Raw genomic sequence first — 25,601 nt, 5'->3', positions numbered from 1 at the left:
ACGAGATGAAAATGGACAAAGCGGCACAGCAAGCCGAGGGCTTGCGGACGAAACAGTCGGCAATCAAGTTCGTTGTTCTTATTGGCCTCGTCAGTCTTTTTGCCGATATGACCTACGAAGGTGCCAGGAGCATAACCGGGCAGTACCTGGCGGTTCTTGGAGCCAGCGCTACTGTCGTTGGCTTGGTGGCTGGAGTTGGAGAATTCATCGGGTACGGATTGCGCTTGGTTTCCGGGTACATAAGCGATAAGACCCGTCAGTACTGGATGCTTACTATAATAGGTTATATGCTTAATCTTTTTGCGGTTCCGCTTCTGGCGTTGGTCGGACGCTGGGACCTGGCGGCTGCCTTAATGATTCTCGAGCGAATAGGCAAAGCCATTCGAACCCCGGCTCGGGATGCCATGCTTTCTCACGCCACCAGGGCTGTAGGCAGCGGTTGGGGGTTCGGTTTACACGAGGCCATGGACCAGGTCGGGGCTATGCTAGGACCTGTTATCGTGGCTGCCGTTTTATATCTTAAAGGGGGCTATGAAACTAGCTTCGGTATCCTTGTGGTACCGGCTCTGCTGGCAATAACCGTGCTGCTGACTGCCCGTTATTTTTATCCCAATCCCAGGGACCTAGAGGTTGGTTACCCGAAACTCAACACCAAGGGTTTTGCCCAGGTGTTTTGGCTGTATTTGGGCGCAGTGGCTTTGATCGCCTTTGGTTACGCTGATTTTCCGCTTATCGCTTTCCACTTCAAGAAGGTAGATATTGCACCCGACCAATGGCTCCCGACTTTATATGCGTTGGCCATGGGGGTGGATGCCCTGGCCGCCCTGGCCTTCGGCAGACTGTTCGATCGCATTGGGATAGCGGCATTGGCTTTGGGTTCATTGCTGACGGCATGGTTCGCCCCGTTGGTTTTTTATGGAGGACTTCCCTATGCGGTGGCGGGAATGGTACTGTGGGGGATAGGCATGGGGGCTCAAGAATCGATCATGCGGGCGTCGATTGCTGAGATGGTACCGATAGATAAAAGAGGCACCGCTTATGGAATATTCAACACGGGCTATGGAGTTTGTTGGTTTCTTGGCAGTGCTTTGATGGGGTACCTGTACGATGTTTCTCTGATGTTCCTGGTCGTATTTTCCGTTGTAGTGCAATTAGCATCGATTCCGTTGTTCCTTAAAGTTAGAAGACGACTAACGGCTTAAGATGGGAACGGAAGCGAGCTGAAGATGCCTTATAGCTTAACGATACTGGCGTAAGGTGCTTTGTGTTCCAATGCACAGAATGCCTGAGAAAGTTCAGACACATGTTGACATCAGCCGATGATGATACTATCATGATGATTACAAGGGCGATTAACTCAGCGGGAGAGTGCTTCCTTCACACGGAAGAAGTCACAGGTTCGAATCCTGTATCGCCCACCATTTTATTTTTAAGGAATCCTTGAAAATAGGGAGTCTTAGGGATTTGTCAAATCATGGAGGGCAGGTCAAGGTCTTTCTAAAAATCCCGTAATCTCGGGATTTACTTCTACGGTCAGTAACACGTCAGAGACAAAATCAGTAACAAAAGCAAAGCCGGGCTTTCAGCTCGGTTTTATTTTTGTGCTGCAAAAATTTTTACGAGAGTGTCAACGTTCTGAGAAAATGTCCCCATAATAGTTCTGAGAAAATGTCACCCCAGAATTTGAAGTAGAAGATTTGTTATGATGGGAACGGAAGTAATCTGGGTTCCACCTCTTCCAGGGGTGGTTTGGGGCAGGGCGATAGGGTGGCATTTGTCCTGCCTTTTCTTGTTGCTTGCTGGACTCAGCAACATCATTGTTAGAGTTGGGTCTGGCTGCAGAAGGAGCAGGAACTAAGCTGTAGACATTGCCGTTGAACGCAGCGCGAAGAGAGCCGTTGATATCAACGTGGATAGTAACCACTGATCCCCCTTTTTCAGTTTCTTGACCTGGCGGCTCGACAGGCCAAGGATTTCAGCGGCCTCATTGATGGTGATGAGACCTTCGATGTGCTTTTGAATAACAACCAGTCGACGAAGTTTTTTTGTGCTCAACTTTACATAATTCCCCTCCCATGGGGACTTTTTCACTGAACTATTAATTATAAGGTGACAATATCACAGAACGATAACATTTTTGAGCTGTCCAGTATTGAAATATTACGGCAAAAGTAATAACATATTACACAGAACGTAATAATGAGGAGGTGTTCACCATGCCGGGCAGATTATTCCCTGTCGGAGGCCCTGTTTCTGAAAGAGATATTGTAGACAGAGAAGACTTTATTAGCTCCATCGAATCAAGGCTGGCCGATGGTCAAAGCATAATGCTGGCCGGCCCCCGGAGAATAGGAAAGACCTCTATCGCCTACGAAGTTCTCAGAAGGCTGAAAGAACGGGGGTTTTACACAGCTGCGGTAGATTTTTTTCGTCTTTCGGATAAACGCGAGTTCGCTGTATCTTTGATCAACGCCTGCTTGGAAAACAGGACAGGAATCCGCAGAACCCTAGAAACGTTGAAAGATCGGGCCAAAAGCGTTGCAGGCCTAGCCAAACTGACGGTTAAGTTCAGAGACCTAGAGTTCAGCGTGGATTTTCTGCGGGATGACCCTGATGAAATCGCACTGCTCGATTACGCCCTGGATTTACCGGAAGTCCTGGCAAACCGCGATAAGAAAAACATGGTGGTCTTATTCGACGAATTTCAGGACGCTTCCCGTGTAGCCGGCCGGGCTGAAATTTATAAAAAGATGAGATCTCACTTTCAGAACCACCAGAATGTATCTTATCTGTTCCTCGGCTCAAAAGAAGGAATTATGAATTCCCTGTTCGGAAACCGGAAAGAGGCTTTTTACCGCTTCGCCACAGTCCTTCCTATTCCGCCTATTCTGGAAGAATCTTGGACCGAGTATATCAGCCAAAAATTTGCCGAACAGCACATCAAGACCGACGAAGAAACTATTAAGGAGATTCTGCAGAGAACTGGCGGCCATCCGCAGGACACGATGCTGGTCTGCTCCGAGATTTACTATGCTCTGCTCGAAACAGGGGAAAAGACGGTGACTCTGGAATATGTGCGGATAGGGCACGACCGGGCATTGCTTACCCTGGCCCAGGTCTATGACGAAATTCTGGACGAAATCGGTCAAAGGGTCTCCGCCCGTGAGGTGTTGAAGCGCCTTGCCGCTGGTGATAAGGTCTACGCGAAAGGAAATCCCAACGAAACAAAAAGAGTTTTGGACGTTTTAGTATCCAAAGCAATCATCGAAAAAAAAGGACGTGGGTCATATAAGTTTGTTGAACCGATGTTTCAAGAGTATATTTTGCGCGAATTTTGAGAAGTGAGACTTTTGCATAATTCAAAAAAATCACACTCGAACAAACCGGGAACAATCGTTACCGGCAGAATCATTACCAGTTATTGTCATAAAGAGATAGTGGACTCCATTTATGCTAATCTGGGACGGCCCAAAAAAGAGCCCTCATTTTATAGCTGTTTGGAAGAGCAGGGGGACATCGAAAGCGCCAAGGAGTGTTGGGAAGAGAACGTAGCTTTGGCCGAAAGTTATCAAGGCGGTCAGTGTTTAAAGAACGCCATGCAGGATTTGCAGCTTTTGTGTCTGAATCACCGGTCCTTAGTATCACATTGCCCGCGACATCTTATAAGATTGGGAGAACTAAGTAATAGCTACAAACACCTGGCAACTACAATTTGAAAGAAGACTCGCTGGTTATGACCAGGTTCCGCGACATCCGGTAGATTCTTACCCTTCGTTTAAAATCGCCTGGAGCTATCAGCTCCCCTTCCAGATAGAAATATCTTCGCGGCGCAATCAGCCGGTGGTTGATCGAAGTGCCATACACTTCGCGAGCGGGGCCGTCCTCGCGGTGGAGCCTGCCATGAAGGTACCATTCATAAAACCTGAGGGCGCCGTTTTCGAAGAACTCCTCTAAGGCAGGCCCGTCTTCCCGGTGAAGCAGGTTGTGCTGATACCATTTCCTGGACCTGGGAAGGCCGCTGGGATAGAATGATTCTTCAGCCGGACCTTCTAGCCGGTGACGGCGACCGTGTGCCCACCATTCTCGGCTGAGCATGATTTTGTGTTCATGGCGAAGCATATAAACCTCTACCGCCGGATAACCGTCGCGGTGGAGCTGTCCGTTTAGGTACCACCGCTCCTCACATTTTATGCCGGCTTCAAGAGTTTCCCATGTCGTGCAAGCAGGGCCATCTAGGCGGTGTCGTTTCCCTGATGAGAACCATTCTTGTTTCTGCTGGGTTCCGGAAGCGTTGCGAGCAATTACGGCCGGACCATTGTCCCGATGAAGCTGTCCTCGGTGATACCAGAGTTCCTCTATAACGGTGCCGTTTTCCGAGTACCTTATCAGGGCCGGACCATCTTCGCGGTGCAGCTTTTCGTCTACTTGCCATTGGAGGTTCTTTACATTCCCGTTAGGATAATGTTCGACCAACACGGTCCTTGCAGACTCCCTTCTTCTGCGTACTGCCATTAGGGCTTATTTATACTACACCGTTATGCTTTAATCCTTTCGAGCAACTGTTCTGCCAGCAGTATAAGCTCCTTGGCTTTTTGGGTTCTAAGCTTTTCTGGGTCAAGATCGCGGAGCCTTACACGGTCCAAACCGTCCGCGTCCTTGAACATACTGTACAAAAGCCATGCCTCGTTCGGGTCTACTCCGTGGCACAAGGGGAGTTTACCTTTCGCCGTTTTGTCATCAACAGAGTGGTTTTCGATTATAAACTGGATTAAGCGCCTGTCTCCCGTGTTTTCAGCTTTTAGCAGGTCCAACTGCGCGATTTTCTGGTAACTCTTCAGGCCATGCAGGGAGTCAACCCCGTCATGGGTGCGACCGATATCATGATACAGAGCAGCCTTGCAAATCACATCAGTTTCGCGGGTGGTCAGCTCGTTCCCATAGGCGAGAACCAGGCAAAGGAAAAGAACCCTCTTCGTATGACCTATGCCATGAATTCCAGAAGGATTACGAAAGTATTCAGGCTTTAGGTAAGAAGACCAAGTCTCGAACTGCTCCGTTATTGCCCGCACGTCTACTTCTGATTCGAGTTCTCTTAAGCCTATTACTTTTATGTTTTGCGCGTTCCTTAATTCGTCCTTTATATTCGAAGGCAACACTATTACTTCATCTTCCCTTCTGTCCGTTATATATGCAACTATCTTGTCCTGATGCACAGTAATCCTATAGACTTCCCCTGTTTCCCTTCCCAGACGGAACCTGATGGCAAAACAGATGGCGGTGCGGAGATTTAGTGTCCAGGAAAACGCTCTATATAAAGGCGTCGATTTCGAAGTCATTCCCCGGTAAATGTCGACAAACCCGTTGTGGTCGGCTCCGGGGATAAAAAGAGGCGTCTTCCGAAATAACACGGCTTTGCGTACGATTTCCTCTGGCAAACTGCCGAAACCGGATTCGGAACGGCAGTATACACGGAGGAAAAGGTTGTACTTGTCTTCATCGGGAATCAGGTCAAAGAGGTGCTGATAGGCCGTGAGAGCAATCCTTTTGTCGACAATGTTGTCAAACAGGGTAGTGAAGTTGTGAGATTGAAAGGCTTCGCGGCATGCTCTCTCATGTTGGTCGATATTCTCAGCTAGCTCCGGTTCGTCCGGGGAGAACCCCACGAACGCTAGACCATTATAATAAAGGTAGGGTTCTACCAAATCGCGTGGAGAGTAAAAGAAATCGGCGATATCTTTATTCATGGCATGTGCCCTTTTTTCGGCTTTAGCCAGGGAGAACCAGGAAGGGCAGTTAGGATGGTGCTCTAATTCAGTGAGCGGGATGAAACCTCGAGCCAGCAGGTTTCGGCGCACATCCAGCGAGATCATTTTTAAACCGTCATCCACGGCAATCACCTGCCTTTAATAAAGGACGATACGTCTTCTTTATGTTCGCACGAAAAATTGGGTCTGTCTACCGACATTTTGTGCTCAACTTTACATATCTCCCTCTCATGGGGATATTTTCGCTGAACTATTACAAGGTGACAATATCACAGAACGATAACACCGAACTAGTACATTGGGTTGACGATCGGGTTGGTTGTGAATAAAATAAAAGTGCGTGCGGGATTAGCTCAGTGGTAGAGCATCGGCTTCCCAAGCCGAGGGTCGCGGGTTCGAATCCCGTTTCCCGCTCCAGGTAATAACAGCCGCGTTGGCGGCTTTATTTTTATACCGATGGTTGGGAGAGTGAAGTATGAACAAGCACATACGGACCGTAGTAAAACCTAGCTTAAGAAAAGACTTAAAGGAGACCAATTGCCGGGAGTGCCAGACTTCCTGCCAGTCAGCCTGTAAGACCTCCTGCACGGTAGGCAATCAGGTGTGCAAGAGATAGAGCGCGCAAGGGGAAGGTAGACTTATCTGGTGTGTTTAACCTGAGTTGCCGGAGACAGGCACTGCAGTAGCGGACGGGAAAAGAGCTTCAATTTCTAGGTTGGTACTTTGGATTAAGTGGTATCGGAGGCGACAGTTAGTAACGTTTGTTTTCCTGCGGGTTCGAAGGCGGGCTTTAAGCCCGCCTTAATCGTGCGAGTTTCGGTTCGGATGATGTGGAGGTACTGATCATGCTTGCGCCGGAAGGTTACGATTATTCAAATAATATACATTTGTTCTCAATGAAAGGGCTGAAGTTTGCTCTCGATGTGAATAGTGGGGCGGTTAGTGTTTTGGATGACATCGGTTTCAGGTTTCTGAGCGAACTAGTGCTGGCTGGCGGAAATCTGGAGCAGGCACGGAGAAGATGCCTGGAGCTAGCCTGCCCGCAAGAGATCAGAGAAGCAGAAGCGGAACTGCAGGAGGCGAGAGACAGGGGATACCTATTTACAGCCCAAGAAATCCCGTGTTTTGCTTTTGACGAGATGCCGGTAAAGGCATTGTGTCTGAACGTAGCCCACAAGTGCAATCTTCGTTGTAGGTATTGTTTTGCTGCTCAAGGTAGTTTCGGCGGGGAAGAGATGCTCATGACCAGCGAGGTAGGACAGCGGGCGGTTGATTTTCTTCTCGCGAACTGTGGCCAGGTCAAGAACCTTGAAATCGACTTCTTCGGAGGAGAACCTTTGCTGAACCTGGATGTAGTCCGGGACACGGTGCGCTACGGCAAAAAATGTGCTGACAAATTAGGAAAAACCATCAATTTTACCCTCACTACCAATGCGGTTTTATTAACGGAAGAGATCATGGATTTCTTGCTCGCCGAACACATCGCCCTCATATTGAGCCTTGACGGTCGACAGGAGGTGAACGATGCCTGCCGGGTAAGCTCCAGCGGGAAAGGCAGCTATGATCTAGTTCTACCCAGGATTCAAATGGCTGTCGCCAAAAACCCCCATAGCTACTATGTAAGAGGGACTTTTACCAAGAAAAATCTAGACTTCGGTCGCGACCTGGAGCACCTTATTGAATGTGGATTTACGAACGTTTCTTTAGAACCGGCAGTAGGCGGGGCCGAGGGTTACGCCATCGGCGAGGCGGATCTGCCGAGGGTTCTCCACGAATATGAACAGTTAGCGGGTATTCTCTGGGACTATTATCTGAGAGGGAAAGAAGTAAATTTTTTTCACTTTAACATCGATTTCGAGCGAGGGCCGTGCTTGGCCAAGCGGGTGACAGGATGCGGGGCGGGAGTTGAGTACCTGGCGGTTACCCCCAAAGGGGAGATATACCCTTGTCACCAGTTTGTCGGGAACCAGGATTACCTGATGGGCGATATATACAAAGGCCTAAGGAATACCGAGGTGCGCGGGCTTTTCGCCGAGAATCAGTTGTTTTTCAAGGAAGATTGCCGGACGTGTTGGGCCCGCCATTATTGCGGGGGAGGGTGTGCAGCGAACGCCTATTTTGAAAATGGGGACTTGAAGAAACCGTCACAGGTGAGCTGTGCCATGCAGCGTAAACGCATTGAATGTGCGATCTGGCTGGAAACCCAGAAACAGCTCCTGGCTGAGGAAACCAACCATAATATACCAAGATAAAAATGGATTGATAAAGAAGGAGATCTCGAACAACGTATAGAATACACTAGTACGTACCAGGATGAATCGAATAAATGACAACCGAAATCAAAGAGTGGGAGAGGGCCTATGAAACATCTTAACAGCAGAAGCCTGGTCTACCCACTGCTTGCGCTGCTTGGTCTGTGGTTACTAATCGGAGTCTGTCGAGCCGAAACCAACACAACTGCCTGTGCCGTGTACTCTGGAGACCGACTTTTAGGTATAGTCGAGGACAAGGACGCGGCGAAAAAAGTAATCGGTGAGGTTTGCCGGGAAAAAGAAAAGGAGAGCGGCCAGCAGGTTGCTATCCGAGACCGTATAGAGTACAAATCTACTATTGTCGACAAACGCGAAGTATTGACCGTAGCTGAATTTAAACAGGCGGTTGCCCAAAAGCTTCGTTTCAGTGTCGAGGGAGCCTGCATCACAGTAAACGGGAAAACAGTGGCGGTTGTGAAAAACGAAGGAATAGCAAAGCGAGTCCTGGATGATTTGCGACAGCAGTATTCCTCCTGTGAGCAGGGGGAGAAACTGGTTTCGGTGGCTTTCAAGGAATCAGTAAAGGTGATAGTAAAACCGGTTCCGATAGAAAAGATCGTGGACCAGAATCGGGCTGTTGAAATCTTGAAGACAGGCACCGATACTCCGGTTATTTACCAGGTAAAAGAGGGAGATTCTCTTTGGCTGATTGCGAGGAAACACAACACGCATGTAGCGGACATCAAAGCTGCAAACGGCTTGCAAGGGGAAGATCTGCAGCCGGGACAGAAGCTGAAGCTGTATGCTAGCGAACCGTATGTACACGTGGTAGCTGTGGTAGAAGGAAGCAGGAACGAGAAGATTCCGTACCAGACTAAGGTCATAACTGACCGTTCATCGAGCAGCGTTCGAGTCAAGCAGGCAGGGGAAGAAGGAGAAAAGCAGGTTACATACCGGGCCGTTCGAGAAAACGGCAAGGAAATAAAAAAAGAAATTCTTGCGGAAAAAATATTAGCCCAAGCCGTTGACCGCATCATAGTGAAAGGGCAAAAAGTACAGTTGGCCTCGCGTGGCGGGTCAGGAATATTGTCTTGGCCCCTGTTCGGTGCGATTACTTCCTACTTCGGTGCCCGGGGAGGCAGCCACACTGGCGTGGATATTAACGGAAGAACAGGTGATCCTATAAGGGCGGCTGATGATGGTCAAGTGATTTTTGCGGGCAGAAGAGGAGGCTACGGGCTGACGGTTGAAATCAGCCACGGCAACGGAATTGTCACCCGGTATGCTCACTGTTCCAGTATCCTGGTCAACGTAGGTGACCAGGTAGACAAAGGGCAGATAATCGCCCGGGTCGGTTCTACCGGGCACAGCACGGGATCCCACCTCCATTTCGAAGTTATTACCAACGGTACTCAACGTAACCCATTACAGTATTTGAGATAGTTTCTTCGAATAGCCCCTGGACGTATCAGGGGCTATTCCGTTTGAGGAGGATGTTTCGGGATCTGACGGTAAAACTAATCACAAGGCTAGTAACACGTAAGGTTTAAACGTTGTTCAGTATCGTCGAAATCCGCGATTTTCGCGTGAATCTAACGGAAGATCTTTCTTTGGAGATTGTCGAAGGGGGTGCGTCGGAGATGGACCGATATGAAGTAGTGATAATCGGGGGCGGGCCAGCGGGGCTTACAGCCGGTATTTACGTGGCTCGATCCCGTTTGCGGGCATTGCTACTAGAAGCCGCGTTTCCGGGAGGGAATGCGGCTCTTACTGACCAGATTGACAACTATCCAGGATTCCCTTTCGGTATTTCTGGACCAGAACTAGCAGACCGGTTTCGCCAACAGGCAGAACGGTTGGGGTTGGAAATCAGGATAGCTGAAGCCAAGAAAATAGCCCTGGAAGGGGACTTGAAAAGGATAGACACGGACAAAGGTAGTTTGGTGGCGGACATTGTTATCGTGGCCGCTGGCGTTCGCCGACGGGAACTGGGGGTACCAGGAGAAACCGAGCTGGTAGGGAAAGGAGTGTCGTATTGCGCCACTTGTGACGGGCCCTTCTTTGAGAACCGCAGGGTGGCGGTAGTGGGTGGAGGGGACTCGGCGGTAGAAGAGGCTCTCTACCTGAGCGGTCTGGCCGAAAGAGTGTATTTGGTCCACCGGCGAGATACGCTCAGAGCTAATCGCATGGCTCAGGAGAAGTTGCTGGCCAATAACAGGATAGAGTTAAAGCTCAACCGGGTAGTGGAGCGATTAGAAGGGGAAAAGATGTTAAAAGCACTGGTGTTGAAAGATACGGTGACTGGAGACTTGGAACGGCTTGAGGTAGACGGGGCTTTTGTGAGCATAGGCATGAAACCAGCTTTGGAGTTTTTGGGAAACTTGGTTGAGCTGAAAGAAGGGTACATCGTCACGGACGAGAACATGCACACCTCGGTTCCGGGGATACTGGCAGCCGGAGATATACGCTATAAAACGGACAGGCAGATTGCTACAGCGGTTGGGGACGGGGCTATAGCCGGGATGGAAGCAGTTCGCCTACTTGAAAACCGCCGCTAACAAGGTGGTTCGCGGTTACAGTCGAGGGTCTTGAACGCATATCTTATATAGTTTGCTCAAAGGTAACACAGGCATGACATAAATTGGATATCCTCTCTTTCTCCCCTGAGTAGTATAATGGTAGCGACAAAGGAGGAGGAAGAGAGTTGTTGGGGAAGGGGATATGGTTTGCCCGTCTGGCAGTAGGTTTGCTACTTGCCTGTTCGGCGCTTTTTTTTGTACAACTGTGGGAATGGCCTGCTTTTTCAACTCATGGGATATACAAGGTTTGGCGTTATCTAGAGGGGGTTAAGGCTAATGTCCAAACCCGAAACTTTAGTACCATGGAGACCGGCCATTTTGTGATAAAATTCATACAAAAGGATAAGCCGTACGTGCAGATGGTTGCAGATAACGCCGAAGAGGTATATGGCCCAGTTACCGAGTTTTTTGGTTACTATCCTGGGGACAAGACGGTTGTAGTGGTTTATCCAGACGGGGAAAGCTTGGCGGCAAGCTTCGGTTGGGACAGGGATGAACAGGCAATGGGGGTGTACTGGGCAGGGACTATTCGGATACTTTCTCCGGGAGAATGGATCAGCACCCGAGATACAGAGGACGTCTTTAAACGGGAAGGACCGATGGCCCATGAGTTAACCCACCTGCTGGTAGATAACATCACCAAGGGTAACTACAATCGCTGGTTTACGGAAGGAGTAGCTCAGTACGTAGAACGAAGAGTCACGGGGTTTTCATTTGCCGAGCCTTCTCCTGATCGCCAGCTTCGGTACTATGAGTTTGAGCTTTTGGAGAACGACTTTGACAGTCTGGATCAGAGACTAGCTTATTGGCAATCCTTGGTGGCGGTTGAGTGCATAGTTGATAAGGCAGGAAAAGAGGGATTGCTGCAGGTAATGAAGGCCTTAGGAGATGGTTGCAGTTTCGAAGAAGCTATCAAAAAGGGAACAGGGATGGATTTTAATCAGTTTGCCCGAGAAGTGTACTTTCGCCTGGATCATAACTTAGGGTGAGGAGGTACTTTTAGTTGGATGAACCGTTGACTATCGAAGGAGGGCACCCGCTTCGAGGCAGGGTAAGGATCAGCGGAGCTAAAAACGCTAGCCTGGTAATAATGGCAGCCAGCGTCATGATAAAAGGAGAAACGGTTTTAGAAAACGTACCTAGGATTCGGGATGTGGAGGTGCTGTGTGGGATCCTCCAGCATCTCGGCGCTAGGGTTGCGTGGCAAGAAGATAACAGCCTGTGCATCTCAGTGCCCGAGAACATCGACGTTGAAACTCCGTATGAATTGGCTAAGAAACTCAGGGCATCGAATTTGCTGCTGGGCTCTCTGCTTGGGAGGAAGGGACAGGCGCGCATTTGCCTTCCGGGGGGTTGTAACATAGGGTCAAGGCCCATGGATTTGCATTTGAAGGGGCTTTCGGCTCTAGGGGCAGAGGTGAAGCTAGAACACGGTTTTGTTGAAGCTTACACCGGTAATTTGTCAGGAACAAGGGTCTACCTTGATTTTCCGAGTGTTGGGGCCACAGAGAATATAATGATGCTGGCGGCTCTGACCCCTGGACAGACGTACGTCGAGAATGCAGCCAAGGAGCCAGAGATCGTCGACCTCGCCAATTTTCTTAATGCAGCAGGGGCTAAAGTTCGGGGAGCCGGAACGGACTTGATAAGAATAGAAGGTGTAAAGGAGCTGAGAGGGACCCGCTACACTGTTATTCCAGACCGTATTGAAGCCGGTACTTTTATGGCGGCAGCAGTGGCTACTGGTGGGGATGTACTGGTGGAAAATGTAATTCCCACTCATTTGTATTCGATCATGGCCAAACTGCAGGAAACCGGGGCAGTTATTCGACAGGTCAACGGTGGTGTCAGGGTAATCGGGCCTAAGGAGATAATGCCGGTTGATGTTAAGACTTTACCTTACCCCGGTTTTCCAACAGACATGCAATCCCAGATGATGTCCTTGTTGGCCACGGCTAAAGGCACCAGCGTAATCGTGGAGAACGTTTTTGAAAACCGTTTCCAAATGGTGGATGAGATCAAGCGAATGGGGGCCAAGGTCAAGGTAGAAGGGCACACCGCAGTCATTGAGGGAGTGCCTGCGTTGTACGGAGCTCGAGTCAAGGCTACTGACCTCAGAGCGGGGGCAGCCCTAGCCATAGCAGGTCTAGCAGCTCAGGGATTAACCGAGATCGAGAACGCGTATTATATTTACCGGGGATATGAGAATTTTAAGGCTAAGCTACAGAATCTAGGCGCTCATGTGTGGTAACAGGCAGCGGCTAGTTTTGAAGTAGGGTCACCGTTACCACTGTACCTAAGCCTTCTTTGCTCTTGATCGAGATGGTGCCTCTGCATGATCGCAGTATCTGCTGGCAAACTGTGAGTCCTAGGCCAGCCTTATGAGGGAAGGTGGAGAAGAAAGGGTCAAATATCCTTTCCATATTGGCCTGGCTTATTCGGCATCTTCGGGTGTGGGCAGCTAGTGACCAGCCAACAGTAAGGTGGAATCTCTTCTATATTCGCCCTGTATCTCCCTCCATTCACCAGGCCTCGGTCTACTTTACATTGTTTATGGATATATTTCCTCATCTTCATCAAATTTCCTCTGTGGAAAATTAATAAGTTTTGTCGAAACCGAAAGCGTGGGTTGGTATTTGTGGTATTTGCATGAGAAGAGGACTTGTGCCAAAATTCAGATTAGGTGGTAAAGTCTGACATGGAGATAAGACTGATTTCGGTTGGTAAGATCAGAGATAAAGTTTATAAGGAAAAAATCGACGAGTATTTGAAGTGGATTCGACCTTATGCTAGAGTAACTTTTACAGAGGGACTGGAAGAGAGGCTGAGCCCCAAGGCCGGGTCAAGGGAACAGGAAGAGGCGAGGCGGCGTGAAGGGCAGCGGGTGCTTTCCCTTATCGACAAGAACGAGTTATTGGTAGCTTTGGATGCCGGCGGGGAGCAGGTAACTTCCGACCAGTTAGCGGCAATTCTCGAGCGACTGCTCGTGATGGGTAAGCGACGTTTGAATTTTGTCGTGGGAGGAGCGACCGGGCTGGACGGGTCGGTAAAGGCACGGGCTGATATGGTGCTGTCTTTATCGTCTTTGACTTTTCCCCACCAACTGGCGGTGCTGGTGTTATCCGAACAGCTGTACCGTGTGTTTACGATTATTCATTCTCATCCGTACCACAGGTAGAGGACAGAAGGATACAGGTGTATTAAAATAGTTGTCAAGGCACACAACTAACTTAACAAGGAGGAACAGGAAATGGCTGCAACTTATTCCGCTCCCCCAACCAATTTTATCCAAAACATTATTAACGAAGACCGGAAAAGGGGTAAGCACGGGGGTAGAGTACATACTCGTTTTCCTCCTGAGCCCAATGGATACTTGCACATCGGGCATGCCAAGTCGATTTGCTTGAATTTTGGGATTGCTCTAGCCAACGGCGGACTTTGCAATCTTCGGTACGACGATACTAATCCCAGTAAGGAAGAAATCGAGTACGTCAACTCGATCGAGGAAGACGTTCGCTGGCTGGGGTTTGACTGGGAAGACCGGAAGTTTTACGCTTCCGATTACTTTGATCAGTTGTATGACTATGCGGTCCAGCTGATAAAAGAAGGTAAGGCTTATGTATGTGATCTCAGCCCCGAGGAGATTCGCGAATACAGGGGGACCCTGACCGAACCCGGGAAAGAAAGCCCATACCGTAACCGTTCGGTGGAGGAAAACCTGGACCTTTTTGAACGGATGAGAGCCGGGGAATTCCCAGACGGGTCACGGGTTCTCAGGGCCAAGATCGATATGGGTTCACCTAATCTCAATTTGAGAGACCCGGTTCTATATCGAATTATGAGGGTACCTCACCACCGCACCGGGGACAAATGGTGTATTTACCCGATGTACGACTACGCTCACCCCATATCGGACGCGATCGAGGGAATAACGCATTCTATATGCACGTTGGAGTTCGAGGATCATCGGCCGCTTTATGACTGGGTGTTGGATGCGCTACATTTCGAGGTAGATGACAGACCACAACAGATTGAATTTGCCAGGCTCAATCTCACTTATACCGTAATGAGTAAAAGAAAGCTGAGATACCTGGTGGAAAAAGGTTACGTGAACGGCTGGGACGATCCCCGTATGCCTACCATTTCGGGACTGCGCCGGAGAGGCTACACGCCGGAAGCCATCCGCGATTTTTGCGAGCGCATCGGGGTAGCCAAGAGCAACAGTGTGGTGGACATAGAATACTTGGAACACTGCGTCAGGGATGATCTTAACGCCAGAGCTCCCAGAGTGATGGCAGTGCTCCGTCCCCTGAAGGTAGTGATAACGAACTACCACGATAATTTGGTAGAAGAGCTGGAGGCCGAGAACAATCCAGAGAACCCCGCTATGGGTTCGCGTAAAGTGCCGTTTTCTAAAGTAATATACATCGAAAGGGACGATTTTGCGGAAAACCCGCCCAAGGGCTTCTTCCGCCTATCGCCCGGGCGTGAAGTTCGATTAAAACACGCATACATCATCAAATGCGATCAGGTGATTAAGGACGAGAAGACAGGAGAGATTGTGGAAGTCCATTGTACTTATGACCCCGAAACCAGAAGCGGAGGATCGGCTGCCGGGCGCAAGGTGAAAGGGACTCTACATTGGGTCTCGGCAGAACATGCGGTCAAGGCCGAAGTGAGGGTGTACCATTACTTGTTTACTGTGGAGAACCCTGACGAGTTTGATGCCGTGGAAGAAGTCTTGAATCCAAGTTCACTCGAGGTCCTGACCGGCTGCCTCATCGAGCCCACCGTGCGCGGGGCCAAACCTGGGGACAGGTACCAGTTTTTGCGGCAAGGGTATTTTTGCGTTGACCCAGATTCACGAGGGGAGAAACTGGTGTTTAACCGTATCGTGCCCTTAAAAGATTCGTGGGCGAAGATCAAGAAAGAATAGAGCGTTTACTTGAATAAACTGGAGGATGAAAAGAGGGCAACAGGTGCCCTCTTTTTGCTTTAGGGTTGAACAGCAGGGAAGTGAACACGTGTCGTTCAACGAGAAAGTAGGAGCTAGCCTGCGGAAACGCAAAAAATTCGGAGTTGAAGAGATTCAAATCCGAGCCAAAACTTTTCGAAAAACAACACTAGTCTATCACCGCTTATCTTATAAAGAGGTAGCAGACGATTGTAACGGTAATTTCAATCAACCCACGGGGGTCCGCATTTAAAAAGATGAGCATGTTCTCGAGATGCGTGCCGCTTTGCTCTGTACAGCAGCCATTTCTATCTGGGGCTGTTTCTGTTAGTTAGGTAAACAGAAACAGTATTACGGGACCGGGAAGGGGAGCGAATGAAACTAATGAGACGGGTAGGGGCTTTTTTTATACTGATCACGTTTTTTCTGTCATTGCTGTTCCCTAGTTCGCTCTTTGCAGCCAGCACTATAAGCGTGACTGATATTAAAAACGCCAACGGAACCAGTGACGTTACGGGCGGTTCCTTAGTAATAATCGACGGCTCGGGCTTCGGCGCTTTCGGCAATGATTGCCAGGTGACCTTCGAGTTCAATACCGTATCCATGAACGTTTACCGCATTCAGACCTGGTCAGATACCCAGATAACCGTGAGGGCTCCTTATTATACTCTTGGGACTAAGGAAACGGAGCAGGTACTCGCAGTTACCATCACAACCAACGACGGTCGCACCTATACCTATACCCAGAAGAAGCTCACCTATGTCCATGATCCCTTTATTACTAACGTTTACCCCTACAGCCTTATCACAGTGAGCGGGTTTGACCAGAATGGAAGGCCAATCATACAGTCTACAGTCAAGAGGGTAGCGGTTGAAGGGGCTTATTTGAAGAAGGTATCGAAGATAAGGGTAAGTGCGGCTGTGAGCGGCAATTCCATTTTATACAGTAACCTCGACGAAGACAAAAAGGAACCAGGTTATGCGGGCGGTATCTCCTGGGACAGCGAGGGGGCCATATACGTTGCCTGGAATTCGCTTATGGAGAACAACGACCTGATTTTTACCGCGGAAAGCACGGCCGGAGGGCTTTCTAATGCTTACGAGGGCGCCCAGGGCGAAATGCGGCTCTCCAACATCGGTATCCCCGAGGCTACCAGCTTTAATCCGAGCCCGTCAGCTCTAATAAGGGGCATCGATATTGCGATTACCGGTTCGAATTTCGAAAGCACTCCTGCTAACAACGTTGTCATAATCGCAGGTGGCGAGGCGACTGTTAAGACAGTGGAGCAGGTGGGGATGGGCAAAAAGATAGTAGTCACTGTCCCTAGTTCCGCGGACAAAACCCAGCATGACCTGCGTTTTAAGATAAAGGACCCGGCTACAGGGAAGGTAAAATCTGGGGCCATATATGCAGGAGCGGTGAACATTCTCCCGACCCCAGGAGAGCTCGAGATACTCGGGGTAGTTCCCAATGTGGGTACTCCTGCGGGGGGTACCGAGATCATGGTTATCGGGCGGGGGTTCAATACCGACACCGAGGTGTTATTTTCATCGGCGAACCCCAAATGGGAAGGTTTAGGCGCGAACCCCAGGCTGCTTTCCAGCGAGGAGCTTCCAGCCGGATACCCTGAAGATGCGGTTGTTCTTAAGGTTTCAACCCCGCGCTCGCCTAACAACGGCTATTATACCGGACCTGTGGACGTGACCGTTCGAGACAAAAACCTACCGGACATCGTCAAAGACACCCTGACCAACGGCTTTTATTACAGTACCCAGGGCCAAGCTTTACGGCTTACTGCTATTATGCCGATCAGTGGACCCGAGGAAGGCGGGCAGACCGTGACCCTGACTGGAAGGAGCTTTTTCCGCTTCCGTTCGAGCGACCCTGTTACTTCCCTCCGCTATGCTAACGGCCGACTTATTTCGGCCGACTACAACTCGAACCCCTACGTCATTTCAGGGTTTGAACCGGCCTCGGACAATAACCTTGTAATAACCGAAAAGATGAACAGCTATTTGGAATATACTGACGTAGTTGTTTACCGCACCATCTCGGTCACGATCGGCGGTACGCCAGTAAAGATAACCAAGGTCACCGAGCTCATACAGGCTGACGGGCAGAGGGTGCAGTATTTGGAAGGTACCACCAACGCTCACTACCTTGATCCCTTGGTCCTAGGGGAAACGGTGGACGTAGTGGTCACCGTAACGGAAGAGATGTTTACCGGCGGGCAGCGGCTGGTCATCCCCGAGGATCCGGCAGTAGCTGAAAGGGCTGTCTTGTCAAAATCTTATACCTACCAGCGAGTTAAAAGCGTGCCAGAGATAACGAGCATTACACCTACCAAAGGCCCGACTGCGGGCGGAACCCAGGTGGAGATTGAAGGCTTCGACCTTTACCAGGGGCTCAGCGTCTTTTTCGGGGAAACGAAGGGGACCGTAGTAGACATTGTTCCCGGAGGTGTTGAGGACGGGAGGCCGAAGGCAAAGGTTTCCGTACTTGCACCTGCCCATGCTAAGAGAGAGAGGGTAGACGTGCGGGTTGTGAATTGGGATGGTGGCGAAGATGTTCTCGAGGAGGGCTTTGAATACATCAGCAGCCCCACGATTACTAAAGTCAGCCCGGCGGTGAGCTCTCCTGCCGGCGGGGTTTTTGTGACTGTTGAAGGCAAAGACTTTATGTACGGGTCGGCGGTGAAAATCGGAAATAATGTGGTAATAGGTCACGTTTACGAGGACGAGACAGAAAACCAGCGCTTCTATACCGACCTTATCGATAGCCTTTTTCCTGGTGAAAACGTTACCTTCTTTGATGAACTCGAAATCAGGGTAATGCGGGACGCGGTAGAGCTTGCCCCCTACGACCGTGCGAATGGCAACCGCATATACCTGGAGGTACCGCCGGGAGAGCCGAAAGAACAGGACTTTTGGGTCATCAACCCGGATGGCGGGATAGCTCTGTGGCAGAACAAGTTCCAATACCTTGAATCCAGCACCCAGCTGGCCCCCAGGATCAACACTATAACCCCGAATGAAGGGAACATCCAGGGGGGGGAAGTTGTAACTATAAACGGCAGCAACTTCAGAGACGGGGCTCTAGTAACCTTTGACGGGCAGTTGGCCAGTGCGATTACGGTAAGCCAGGCAGGGCAGACCATCACCTGTCACACCCCCCCGGGTACGCGGAGCGACGTTTGGGTGCCGGTGCAGGTGATAAACGTTTCCGCCAACGGTATAGGGGTTGCGACTGTTGCTCAAGGGTTCAGGTACCACGCGGTTTACACCAACCCGACTATAAACAGGTTTGCGCCGACGCACGGCACGAAAGGGACAAAAGTTGTGGTTGAAGGGGCTGACTTTGTTGTCGGAGCCGAAACAAGGGTATTTCTTGGGGACCAGCTTTTGACAGCTGTTACATCGTGGAATAGCGACCAGCAGGTAATGGGGGCAGTGTATGTAAAGAGTCCTGAACTTATCGAGTTCATCGTTCCGGAACTGCCCTCTCCTGGCGAGTACGCCATCAAGGTGATTAATCCGGATACGGCCCAAGCCATCGCTGCTAAGCCGTTTGTGTATCAGCTTCCTACCAGTAACCCGACTATCGAGGATATAGATGGGGACCAAAAGGCGGTTAATCCCGAGCGGGGCTCAGTATACGGCGGTACTGACATAGTGGTAGAGGGGGCTGATTTTAGGGAAGGGCTCGAGCTTTATGTAGGAACCCAGTTAGCCAGCGAAGTAAAGCTCGAATTGGTACATTTCGACAGCGGGGCTGGGATTTGGAGCAAGTGTCGGGTCCGGGCCAAGACGCCTGCTCTTCCTGCAGGGCAGACCCCAGGACCGGCAGACATCATGATCGTCAACCCAGACGGGGGAACTGCTCGTGCGTTGGGGGCGTTCACCTATGTTACGCCTTCCAGCAGCCCGGTCATAACCGCAGTTCAGCCTAATAAAGGACCAGCGGCCGGAACTCAGGAAGTAATAATTCGCGGGCGTGATTTCAGGGTGAACAGAGATGAGAACAATGTAATTACGGATTGGCCCGTGGTAACCTTCGGAGGAATAGAGGCAACTGTGGTCAAGGACGATACTCTATCCAAGAGCCAGGGTACCCAACTGAAGGTAATAACCCCGCTATATTCAGGGGGCGGGGCGGTCGACGTAACCATTACCAATCCCGATACCGGGACCTATACGCTGAAGAAGGGCTTCACCTTCGAAGTGAGCAAACCCACCATCAGCAGTGTGAACCCGTCTAAGTTTCCAAAGAGCAGGCCTAGCCTGGCGACGATCACGGGTAGCGGTTTTGTGGTTCCATCTGAAGCGGAGGGGGTAAAGTGGGCCGGTAGCGATGTTCTTTTGAGCGATGCCACCGGGCAGACATTCACTTCGCTCGCCGATGTAACTCCTACCGGCAAGACGACTATCGACGGGGCGGAATACCCGAACATCGAAGTCCTGGATGCGTCCCGTATAAGGGTAGTAATTCCTCCTTTGAGCACAGGCCAGTTCATAGGAAAACGGGTACTGCGGGTCCGTAACCCGGACGGGGGACAGGCGGACTGCACGGTAGAGTATGTATCACCGGTAGTAGAGCCGACGATAAGCTCAATCGAGCCATCTCAGGGGAGCGCTAACGGTGGCACCAACGTGACTATAACCGGTACCAACTTCCGGGATCAGGTCGAGGTATACTTTGGGACCGGCCAAGCTACCATTATCGAAAAGTCTGAAAACAGACTGGTGGTGCGTACTCCGGCTTACAGCATGCCTGCCAACCAGACCACGGCAGCGGTGGATGTATCGGTAATCAACACAGCCGACCAGGGGACGGCGGTAAAACCGTCAGGGTTCACCTACGTATCTCCTGAGCTGCAGCCAACGATAACCAGCATTACCCCAGATCACGGAACAACCCTGGGAGGTACGATTGTAGTAATAAAGGGAGACAACTTCCGCACCGGATGCAGGGTATTCTTCGGAACGTTGGAAGCGGCTTCAGTAACTTATGACCGGTACGACCAGCTTACGGTAGTGACTCCCTCACATGCCAAGGGGTCCGTGGACGTGTCGGTGCGCAACCCAGCTCCCGACTACGGCGAGGCCCTGAAGGCCAACGGTTTTACTTTCGAGGAAACGGTAGCTCCTCCGCCGTCGGATTTCGACGGGGAATTGTGGAACCGGCGCGCTATCAAGCTTTTCTGGTCGGCGAGTTCGGTGCCGAGTAGTTACGAGATATATGTAAACACCCGTTCCAGCACCAACTCCAAACAGTTCCTGGTTTCTACTGACAAAACCGAGTTCGTGTTCGAGGACATCGAGCCCGGCAAGCGCTATTATTTCTGGATGAGGACCTTCAACCAGTACGGCTGTTCCGATTTCATCGCTTGCAAATCGAATCCCATTTACGTTTCCGACGATGATGTCGAGAACCGCCCACAAACGGCCGAAATATTACAGAACACAACTAGGATCAGCCGGGAGAAAGATGACCTGGTTATAATCGTGGGGGACGAGATTTCGTCCTGGTCAAGCAGCTACTACGACGTCACCTTAGACTCTGAGCAGGCAGCCCTAAAACGGCTGCGGCTGATGATCCCCTTGGTCGGGGTTAGAACGAACCCTGATGTAACTCTGAGGATTAACGGGGACAGGATAAACCTGTCCGTACCTCTGAAAGTATTAAAGACATCGGAAATGCAGGACTTTTGGAGCCGAACGGGAGAAGGTTACGCCTTCATCTACATCTATCCCACAAGTACGGCGGTTTTGGAATCGGTTAAGGCCAATCGGTCAGGTTCGAGACCTCTTGATGGGTTCGCCGTCGAGATCGGATTCGAGGCCAAAACCAGGAAAGTTCAGGCCTCAACCCTGGCAGGCAGCCTGCGGGTGGTCTGGCAGGTGGAAGGCGGGGTCGGTCGCCCGACGCGGGCGGAGTATTACTCGTACCCGCGTCTCGAGTGGGTGAACTGCACGGATGTGGCAAGCAGCCTAACCGGCAGGATAGAAGTGCGGGTGCCGCAGCCGAACCTTTTCATCATTTTTGGGTAAGGGCTGAGAAAAGTGAAGCGACTTTTGATTAGTTGGATAACTCTGATATTGATGCTGTTCCTGGTATTTCCCTTGAAGGCGGAGGCAGCGGATGTCTACTACGGGAGGCTAGGGGCAGGAACAGATATTTCCCATCTGTCTTTTGCCGATGTGGCTTCTCATTGGGCTCGTAGCTCAATTTACCGCCTGGCTGCGCTAGGGGTATTGAGGAGTAGTGGGCCGGACTTTCGCCCTGAGGCATATGCGACCAAAGAAGAGGCCTTGGGAATGGTTGTGAGGCTGGCCGGAAAAGAAGGCGAAGCCCAGAAGCTGGCGGTTGGACCTGGGGAAATGGCCAGCTATCGAACTCCTTGGGGAGCCAACTACACCCGACTTGCTCAAAACATGGGCATCGTAACCCCGGCCGAAAGGGCAAGCGCCAACTGGCAGGCCCCTGCCACCAGGGAAGAAGTAGCCTACTGGATAGCCCGGATGAGTGGGCTTGCTCCTGTATACGATTCCGAACAGCACCCGGTTTACTCTTTTCAGGATTGGGCAAGGTTCAGCTCCGAGCGTATCCCCTACTGCGCAACCGTGGTCAAATTAGGGATAATGAGCGGAAGGGATGCAGGGATGTTCTATCCGCAAGCGAGCATAAGGCGGGGAGAACTGGCTGCCGCCCTGGACAAGGCCAGCCGTATAATCCTGGCCGGACAGGGATACAAGGAGCTTTCCGGAACGGTGGTCAGGGTTTCGAGCGGCGGTCAGGCCGACAGTGCAGATACATATGTTCAGGTCGCCCAGAACGACGGGCTGAGCTTCTACGTGATTGCAGGAAGTGACAAAGAGGTATTCGTGTATGACCGAACATCTGGGAAAACAGGTCTTTCGGGTCTGTTGACGAGCGGGGATCAGGTAAGTGTTCTGGTGACACCGCAGAACCTGGTTGCTTATATAGAAAAAAGGCAGGTAGCCGAAGCATCCGTCAGTGGCTACCTGGATTATGTGGATAGCGTTAAAAGGATCGTACGGGCGACCGCGAGTGACGGGAAAAGCTATGAACTGGCAGTAAGTCCTTTATGTAAGATCAGCCTTAGCGGGTATCCGGCGAGGATGAACGACCTTGTTCCAGGCCAGCCCGTGGTTATGCTGGTTAGCGGTTCCCAGGTATCGGAGATAAGAGGTGACCTGCCGGATTCGCTGACAAGCGGTGAAGTGAACGGGACGCGGGTTGTTTACGGAACGCTCTTTACCAAAACGGCAGGCGAGATCAGCATCCGGGATGAGAACGGGAATCCTTATACCTATTCCTTGACAAGCGAGACCGACTACTATGTTGGCGGCGTAGTCAGCACCTACTATTCCCTCAAGACCGGGGACTATCTAAAGCTCACAGTTGATAGTCAGGGCAATGTGATCCGGGTAGATGTTCGCAAGGATGCAGGAGACCTGGCGGTTTACCGCGGTTATTTGGACGAAGTGAAAGCTGCTTTTAGTACCGTACGTTTCACGGATATCTACCGGTATGAAAACGGCGACCTGGTAAAGGAAACGTCAGCAGCCAAGACTTTGAAACTGGCTAGCGGCGCCGAACTCTTCGCCAGCAGCAACCGGCTGAGCGCAGCCCAGCTTGAAGCTTATCGCGGCAGGTATGCTTTTGTCGTTACTTCCATCGAAGGAGGAGAAGAACGTATCGTCCGGCTGGTAGTAAGAGGCGATTCCGAGCGTCGGATAAACGGGAAGGTCGAGGAGCTAGATGCTTACCGTGATTGCATGACCGTAAAGTATGAGCCGGCCTTGATCCAATACGACCAGTCAACCATAGCAGTTGAAGACAACCGCTTGGTGGATCCGGATATGGTACAGGCAGGGGATATGGTGACTGTACTGGCCGAACGGAAAGACAACTCTTCTGTATTAGCGAGGGTCATTGTGATCGAGGGAACGGAGGAAGCCCGCTATACAATCGGCAAAGGAGTTCTGGATGAGGTCCTTTCGCGGAGCTCGATTCAAATCGACTCACTCGACTGCTTGGAGAACAACGAATGGGATTACGTGGGAAGCAACCGCGAGTACTATTACGATGCCTTGACCTATATTGTCCTTGCCACGTCGTCTTCCGTGCGGGAGCTGAACGCCGAAGAGTTCTACAATCTCGACGAGGACCTCGAAGAAGACGATATTCTCTTTATAGCGGAAGGAGACCGGATATTAGCCTTACTTGTTGCAGACGGGATAGAGTTCTCAAATGAGATTATCACAAAAGGCGCCGTGACTTCGCTCGACTCTGGTTCGATAACCATCGGCAGCGTGACCAACTGGTCTGGTTTCACAGAGAAATGGGTGGCCCAGAGCGATAATCTTACGGTGAAAACGAAGTATGCTTTAGTCGTGAAAAAAGGGCAAGGCGGCTCGGCTTCCAAACTGGCTACGAAGGATGCGGTCTACTTGCTACGGGCGTCGGTAGGAGGGGAAAGGGATGTCTATGCTGCAGCCATTCTGGTGGAATAGTCTGGGAAAGCGTGTCTTTGCAACGGTGTTGGCGGTTTTTTTAGCTGGGACAATGGTGCTCAGTACAGCAGGAGCGGGTCTGGCCTTCACCGGTTTTGATCCCGGGGTGTCGGATGGGCAGGAATACCAGGAAGTAGTTTTTGTAGCTGGCACTCCGCAGGTATTCAAGGGAACGGTCAAGGAGACCAGTCGAGATCGGGGCGACAGTCGGCAGGTCACCCTTACCTATAAGCTGGTTCAAGTCGGGGGAGACGGAAAACTGACCCGCAACGTAAAACTGACGTATAATGTACAACGTAGCGGTGCCCAGGAGGTCCAGGTTATGAGCCTGGACGGGTATACGGAAAGCCTCACGCTGGGGAAGACGACCTACAAATTGGATAAAGATAAGCTTTACTTTTCAGGATCGCAGGCTATCGACCACCGGCCGGCGGTTGATTTTTGGGCCGGGAACTGGTATATGAAAAAGGTGTATGTAACCGGAAGGGGCAGCAAGAACCAAATCACGGTAGAGTCTGCGGGGAAAAGCGAAGGGTACTCAAATGCTTGGGGGAAAGGAGATACCCGCATTATAGATGTATCGGTCAAGGGAGAACCTTCTGATGGAGATAGCTGGGAGGGTTCAGCCCGCATAACCATGAACGATACCCTCTCTCGTTCCCTCGCCTACGTAAGCCAGGGGGCAGAACTTTCGAGCTTTGACGGAGGCTTCGTTGACGAGACGCGCACCCAACAAGTGATGACGGTTGAGTACGACCTTCCGTCCACTGGGAGCGAGGGGATTGATGACGACCGGAGAAACGAAGGTACCCTGGAACTGTCTTCAGCCTCTCCGGCCCAGCAGAAGCGGCTGTTCATCAAGGAATTTAAGGACCTACGGGGCCACTGGGCAAAAGAAGCAGTGGAGTCACTTTGCGGTCTGGGGGCTATAGACGGGGAGAACGCCTATTTCTACCCAAACCTTCCCGCCCGTCGGGGAGATTTCATCAGAGCCTTGGTCACAGTGGCAGGGATGACCTCTGCCAGCGAAGAGAATACGGCCAAAAGCACTCGAAGAACGAAAAACCAGGCAACAACTCCGCTTTTCTATGATGTTGACTCCAGCAGCCCCTACTTCAAGTATGTGCAGATTGCGGGCGAGAAGGGGCTCGTAGACGGCAAAATATTCGGGCTGAACGATAATATAACCAGGGCCGAAGCGGCTGTGCTACTGGTAAAAGCCATGGGGCTAGAAAACCTGTCTCCAGGACCCGAGACCTCAACCGGGTTCTATGATGATGCGCTGATACCGCTCTGGGCCAAAGAATCGGTTTATGTGGCGCAGGAATACGGCATAATCGGCGGGGAAACCGCGGCAGGAGCCAACTTTTTCAGGCCCAACGATATCGTGACCAGGGCAGAGATGGCAGCCATGTTAGACCGGTTTAGGGAATTTCTGAACCGCGATTTTTCCAAGGATTACCGGGACAGGCTCTACGAATTCTCTCGCAGCTGAAACAACCGGACGAGA

The 25,601-nt window shown here is 50.9% G+C and carries 17 protein-coding genes and 2 tRNA genes; 15 read left to right on the top strand and 4 right to left on the bottom strand.

Translation table 11 applies throughout. The annotated features are described in order from the left end of the window. The first annotated feature begins 11 nt into the window (after nucleotides 1–11). Entirely contained in the window at nucleotides 12–1,202 is a 1,191-nt protein-coding gene (locus SLIP_RS11615; RefSeq protein ID WP_049765120.1) for an MFS transporter, read from the top strand. 144 nt (nucleotides 1,203–1,346) lie between these two features. Continuing rightward, nucleotides 1,347–1,421, top strand: a tRNA-Val gene (locus SLIP_RS11610). A 433-nt stretch (nucleotides 1,422–1,854) separates the two neighbouring features. On the opposite strand, the gene SLIP_RS13165 is transcribed toward SLIP_RS11610, so the two are convergent. Beyond that, nucleotides 1,855–2,091: a helix-turn-helix domain-containing protein gene (locus tag SLIP_RS13165; RefSeq protein WP_423218569.1), complete on the bottom strand. Its 237-nt coding sequence runs from the start codon at nucleotides 2,089–2,091 to the stop codon at nucleotides 1,855–1,857. A gap of 125 nt (nucleotides 2,092–2,216) precedes the next feature. Between SLIP_RS13165 and SLIP_RS11600 the strand changes: the two genes are divergently transcribed. Beyond that, on the top strand, nucleotides 2,217–3,338 hold the full coding sequence (locus SLIP_RS11600; protein WP_013176478.1) for an AAA family ATPase: 1,122 nt from the start codon (nucleotides 2,217–2,219) through the stop codon (nucleotides 3,336–3,338). 367 nt (nucleotides 3,339–3,705) lie between these two features. Here SLIP_RS11600 and SLIP_RS11595 read toward each other — a convergent pair whose 3' ends face one another. Together SLIP_RS11595 and SLIP_RS12215 are read right to left on the bottom strand one after the other, a co-directional pair. Then, nucleotides 3,706–4,476 carry a toxin-antitoxin system YwqK family antitoxin gene (locus tag SLIP_RS11595; RefSeq protein ID WP_013176476.1) on the bottom strand — a complete coding sequence of 257 codons (771 nt, stop codon included), beginning with the start codon at nucleotides 4,474–4,476 and terminating at the stop codon, nucleotides 3,706–3,708. 59 nt (nucleotides 4,477–4,535) lie between these two features. Continuing rightward, entirely contained in the window at nucleotides 4,536–5,888 is a 1,353-nt protein-coding gene (locus SLIP_RS12215; RefSeq protein ID WP_013176475.1) for an HD domain-containing protein, read from the bottom strand. Between the two features lie 219 nt (nucleotides 5,889–6,107). Here SLIP_RS12215 and SLIP_RS11585 point away from each other — a divergent pair. The 7 genes from SLIP_RS11585 (at nucleotide 6,108) to murA (ending at nucleotide 12,847) form a co-directional block, all read left to right on the top strand. Next, nucleotides 6,108–6,182, top strand: a tRNA-Gly gene (locus SLIP_RS11585). A gap of 58 nt (nucleotides 6,183–6,240) precedes the next feature. Continuing rightward, the gene (gene scfA / locus SLIP_RS12485; RefSeq protein ID WP_013176474.1) at nucleotides 6,241–6,381 is read left to right on the top strand and encodes a six-cysteine ranthipeptide SCIFF; all 141 of its coding nucleotides are present in this window, start codon (nucleotides 6,241–6,243) and stop codon (nucleotides 6,379–6,381) included. 229 nt (nucleotides 6,382–6,610) lie between these two features. Further along, nucleotides 6,611–8,017, top strand: a complete 1,407-nt coding sequence (gene scfB / locus SLIP_RS11580) for a thioether cross-link-forming SCIFF peptide maturase (protein WP_013176473.1) — start codon at nucleotides 6,611–6,613, stop codon at nucleotides 8,015–8,017. A 108-nt stretch (nucleotides 8,018–8,125) separates the two neighbouring features. Next, nucleotides 8,126–9,460, top strand: coding sequence for a peptidoglycan DD-metalloendopeptidase family protein (locus SLIP_RS11575; protein WP_013176472.1), 1,335 nt, complete (start codon nucleotides 8,126–8,128; stop codon nucleotides 9,458–9,460). A gap of 197 nt (nucleotides 9,461–9,657) precedes the next feature. Beyond that, nucleotides 9,658–10,575: a thioredoxin-disulfide reductase gene (gene trxB, locus SLIP_RS11570; protein ID WP_041433097.1), complete on the top strand. Its 918-nt coding sequence runs from the start codon at nucleotides 9,658–9,660 to the stop codon at nucleotides 10,573–10,575. Nucleotides 10,576–10,721: 146 nt separating this feature from the next. Beyond that, nucleotides 10,722–11,585 (top strand): peptidase MA family metallohydrolase, encoded by an 864-nt coding sequence (locus tag SLIP_RS11565; RefSeq protein ID WP_148216577.1) that lies wholly within the window; start codon nucleotides 10,722–10,724, stop codon nucleotides 11,583–11,585. Between the two features lie 14 nt (nucleotides 11,586–11,599). After that, nucleotides 11,600–12,847 carry a UDP-N-acetylglucosamine 1-carboxyvinyltransferase gene (gene murA / locus SLIP_RS11560; protein WP_013176469.1) on the top strand — a complete coding sequence of 416 codons (1,248 nt, stop codon included), beginning with the start codon at nucleotides 11,600–11,602 and terminating at the stop codon, nucleotides 12,845–12,847. 10 nt (nucleotides 12,848–12,857) lie between these two features. Here the strand turns inward: murA and SLIP_RS13160 are convergent, their stop codons facing one another. Further along, nucleotides 12,858–13,034, bottom strand: coding sequence for an ATP-binding protein (locus tag SLIP_RS13160; RefSeq protein WP_423218591.1), 177 nt, complete (start codon nucleotides 13,032–13,034; stop codon nucleotides 12,858–12,860). A gap of 260 nt (nucleotides 13,035–13,294) precedes the next feature. On the opposite strand from SLIP_RS13160, the gene SLIP_RS11555 reads away from it, so the two are divergent. The 5 genes from SLIP_RS11555 to SLIP_RS11530 all read left to right on the top strand — a co-directional run bounded on the left by SLIP_RS11555 (nucleotide 13,295) and on the right by SLIP_RS11530 (nucleotide 25,586). Beyond that, a complete protein-coding gene (locus SLIP_RS11555; RefSeq protein ID WP_013176468.1) occupies nucleotides 13,295–13,774 on the top strand; it encodes a 23S rRNA (pseudouridine(1915)-N(3))-methyltransferase RlmH in 480 nt (159 codons plus the stop codon). 72 nt (nucleotides 13,775–13,846) lie between these two features. Beyond that, nucleotides 13,847–15,532 carry a glutamine--tRNA ligase/YqeY domain fusion protein gene (locus SLIP_RS11550; RefSeq protein WP_013176467.1) on the top strand — a complete coding sequence of 562 codons (1,686 nt, stop codon included), beginning with the start codon at nucleotides 13,847–13,849 and terminating at the stop codon, nucleotides 15,530–15,532. Nucleotides 15,533–15,925: 393 nt separating this feature from the next. Beyond that, a complete protein-coding gene (locus SLIP_RS11540) occupies nucleotides 15,926–21,601 on the top strand; it encodes an IPT/TIG domain-containing protein (protein WP_041433091.1) in 5,676 nt (1,891 codons plus the stop codon). 12 nt (nucleotides 21,602–21,613) lie between these two features. After that, nucleotides 21,614–24,091 (top strand): S-layer homology domain-containing protein, encoded by a 2,478-nt coding sequence (locus SLIP_RS11535; protein ID WP_013176464.1) that lies wholly within the window; start codon nucleotides 21,614–21,616, stop codon nucleotides 24,089–24,091. Further along, nucleotides 24,060–25,586: an S-layer homology domain-containing protein gene (locus SLIP_RS11530; RefSeq protein WP_041433085.1), complete on the top strand. Its 1,527-nt coding sequence runs from the start codon at nucleotides 24,060–24,062 to the stop codon at nucleotides 25,584–25,586. Before SLIP_RS11535 ends, SLIP_RS11530 begins: the two co-directional genes overlap by 32 nt. Nucleotides 25,587–25,601: the final 15 nt, after the last annotated feature.

This window comes from Syntrophothermus lipocalidus DSM 12680 (assembly GCF_000092405.1).
In the GTDB taxonomy this organism is placed as follows: Bacteria; Bacillota; Syntrophomonadia; order Syntrophomonadales; family Syntrophothermaceae; genus Syntrophothermus; species Syntrophothermus lipocalidus.
The sequence above is the reverse complement of the archived record's forward strand: the minus strand, read 5'-3'. Positions and strand labels throughout refer to the sequence as shown.

Coding starts and splice junctions, on each gene's coding strand:
- SLIP_RS11615 (WP_049765120.1), top strand. CDS start 12: ATGGACAAAGCGGCACAGCAAGCCGAGGGCTTGCGGACGAAACAGTCG.
- SLIP_RS11600 (WP_013176478.1), top strand. CDS start 2,217: ATGCCGGGCAGATTATTCCCTGTCGGAGGCCCTGTTTCTGAAAGAGAT.
- scfA (WP_013176474.1), top strand. CDS start 6,241: ATGAACAAGCACATACGGACCGTAGTAAAACCTAGCTTAAGAAAAGAC.
- scfB (WP_013176473.1), top strand. CDS start 6,611: ATGCTTGCGCCGGAAGGTTACGATTATTCAAATAATATACATTTGTTC.
- SLIP_RS11575 (WP_013176472.1), top strand. CDS start 8,126: ATGAAACATCTTAACAGCAGAAGCCTGGTCTACCCACTGCTTGCGCTG.
- trxB (WP_041433097.1), top strand. CDS start 9,658: ATGGACCGATATGAAGTAGTGATAATCGGGGGCGGGCCAGCGGGGCTT.
- SLIP_RS11555 (WP_013176468.1), top strand. CDS start 13,295: ATGGAGATAAGACTGATTTCGGTTGGTAAGATCAGAGATAAAGTTTAT.
- SLIP_RS11550 (WP_013176467.1), top strand. CDS start 13,847: ATGGCTGCAACTTATTCCGCTCCCCCAACCAATTTTATCCAAAACATT.
- SLIP_RS11540 (WP_041433091.1), top strand. CDS start 15,926: ATGAAACTAATGAGACGGGTAGGGGCTTTTTTTATACTGATCACGTTT.
- SLIP_RS11530 (WP_041433085.1), top strand. CDS start 24,060: ATGTCTATGCTGCAGCCATTCTGGTGGAATAGTCTGGGAAAGCGTGTC.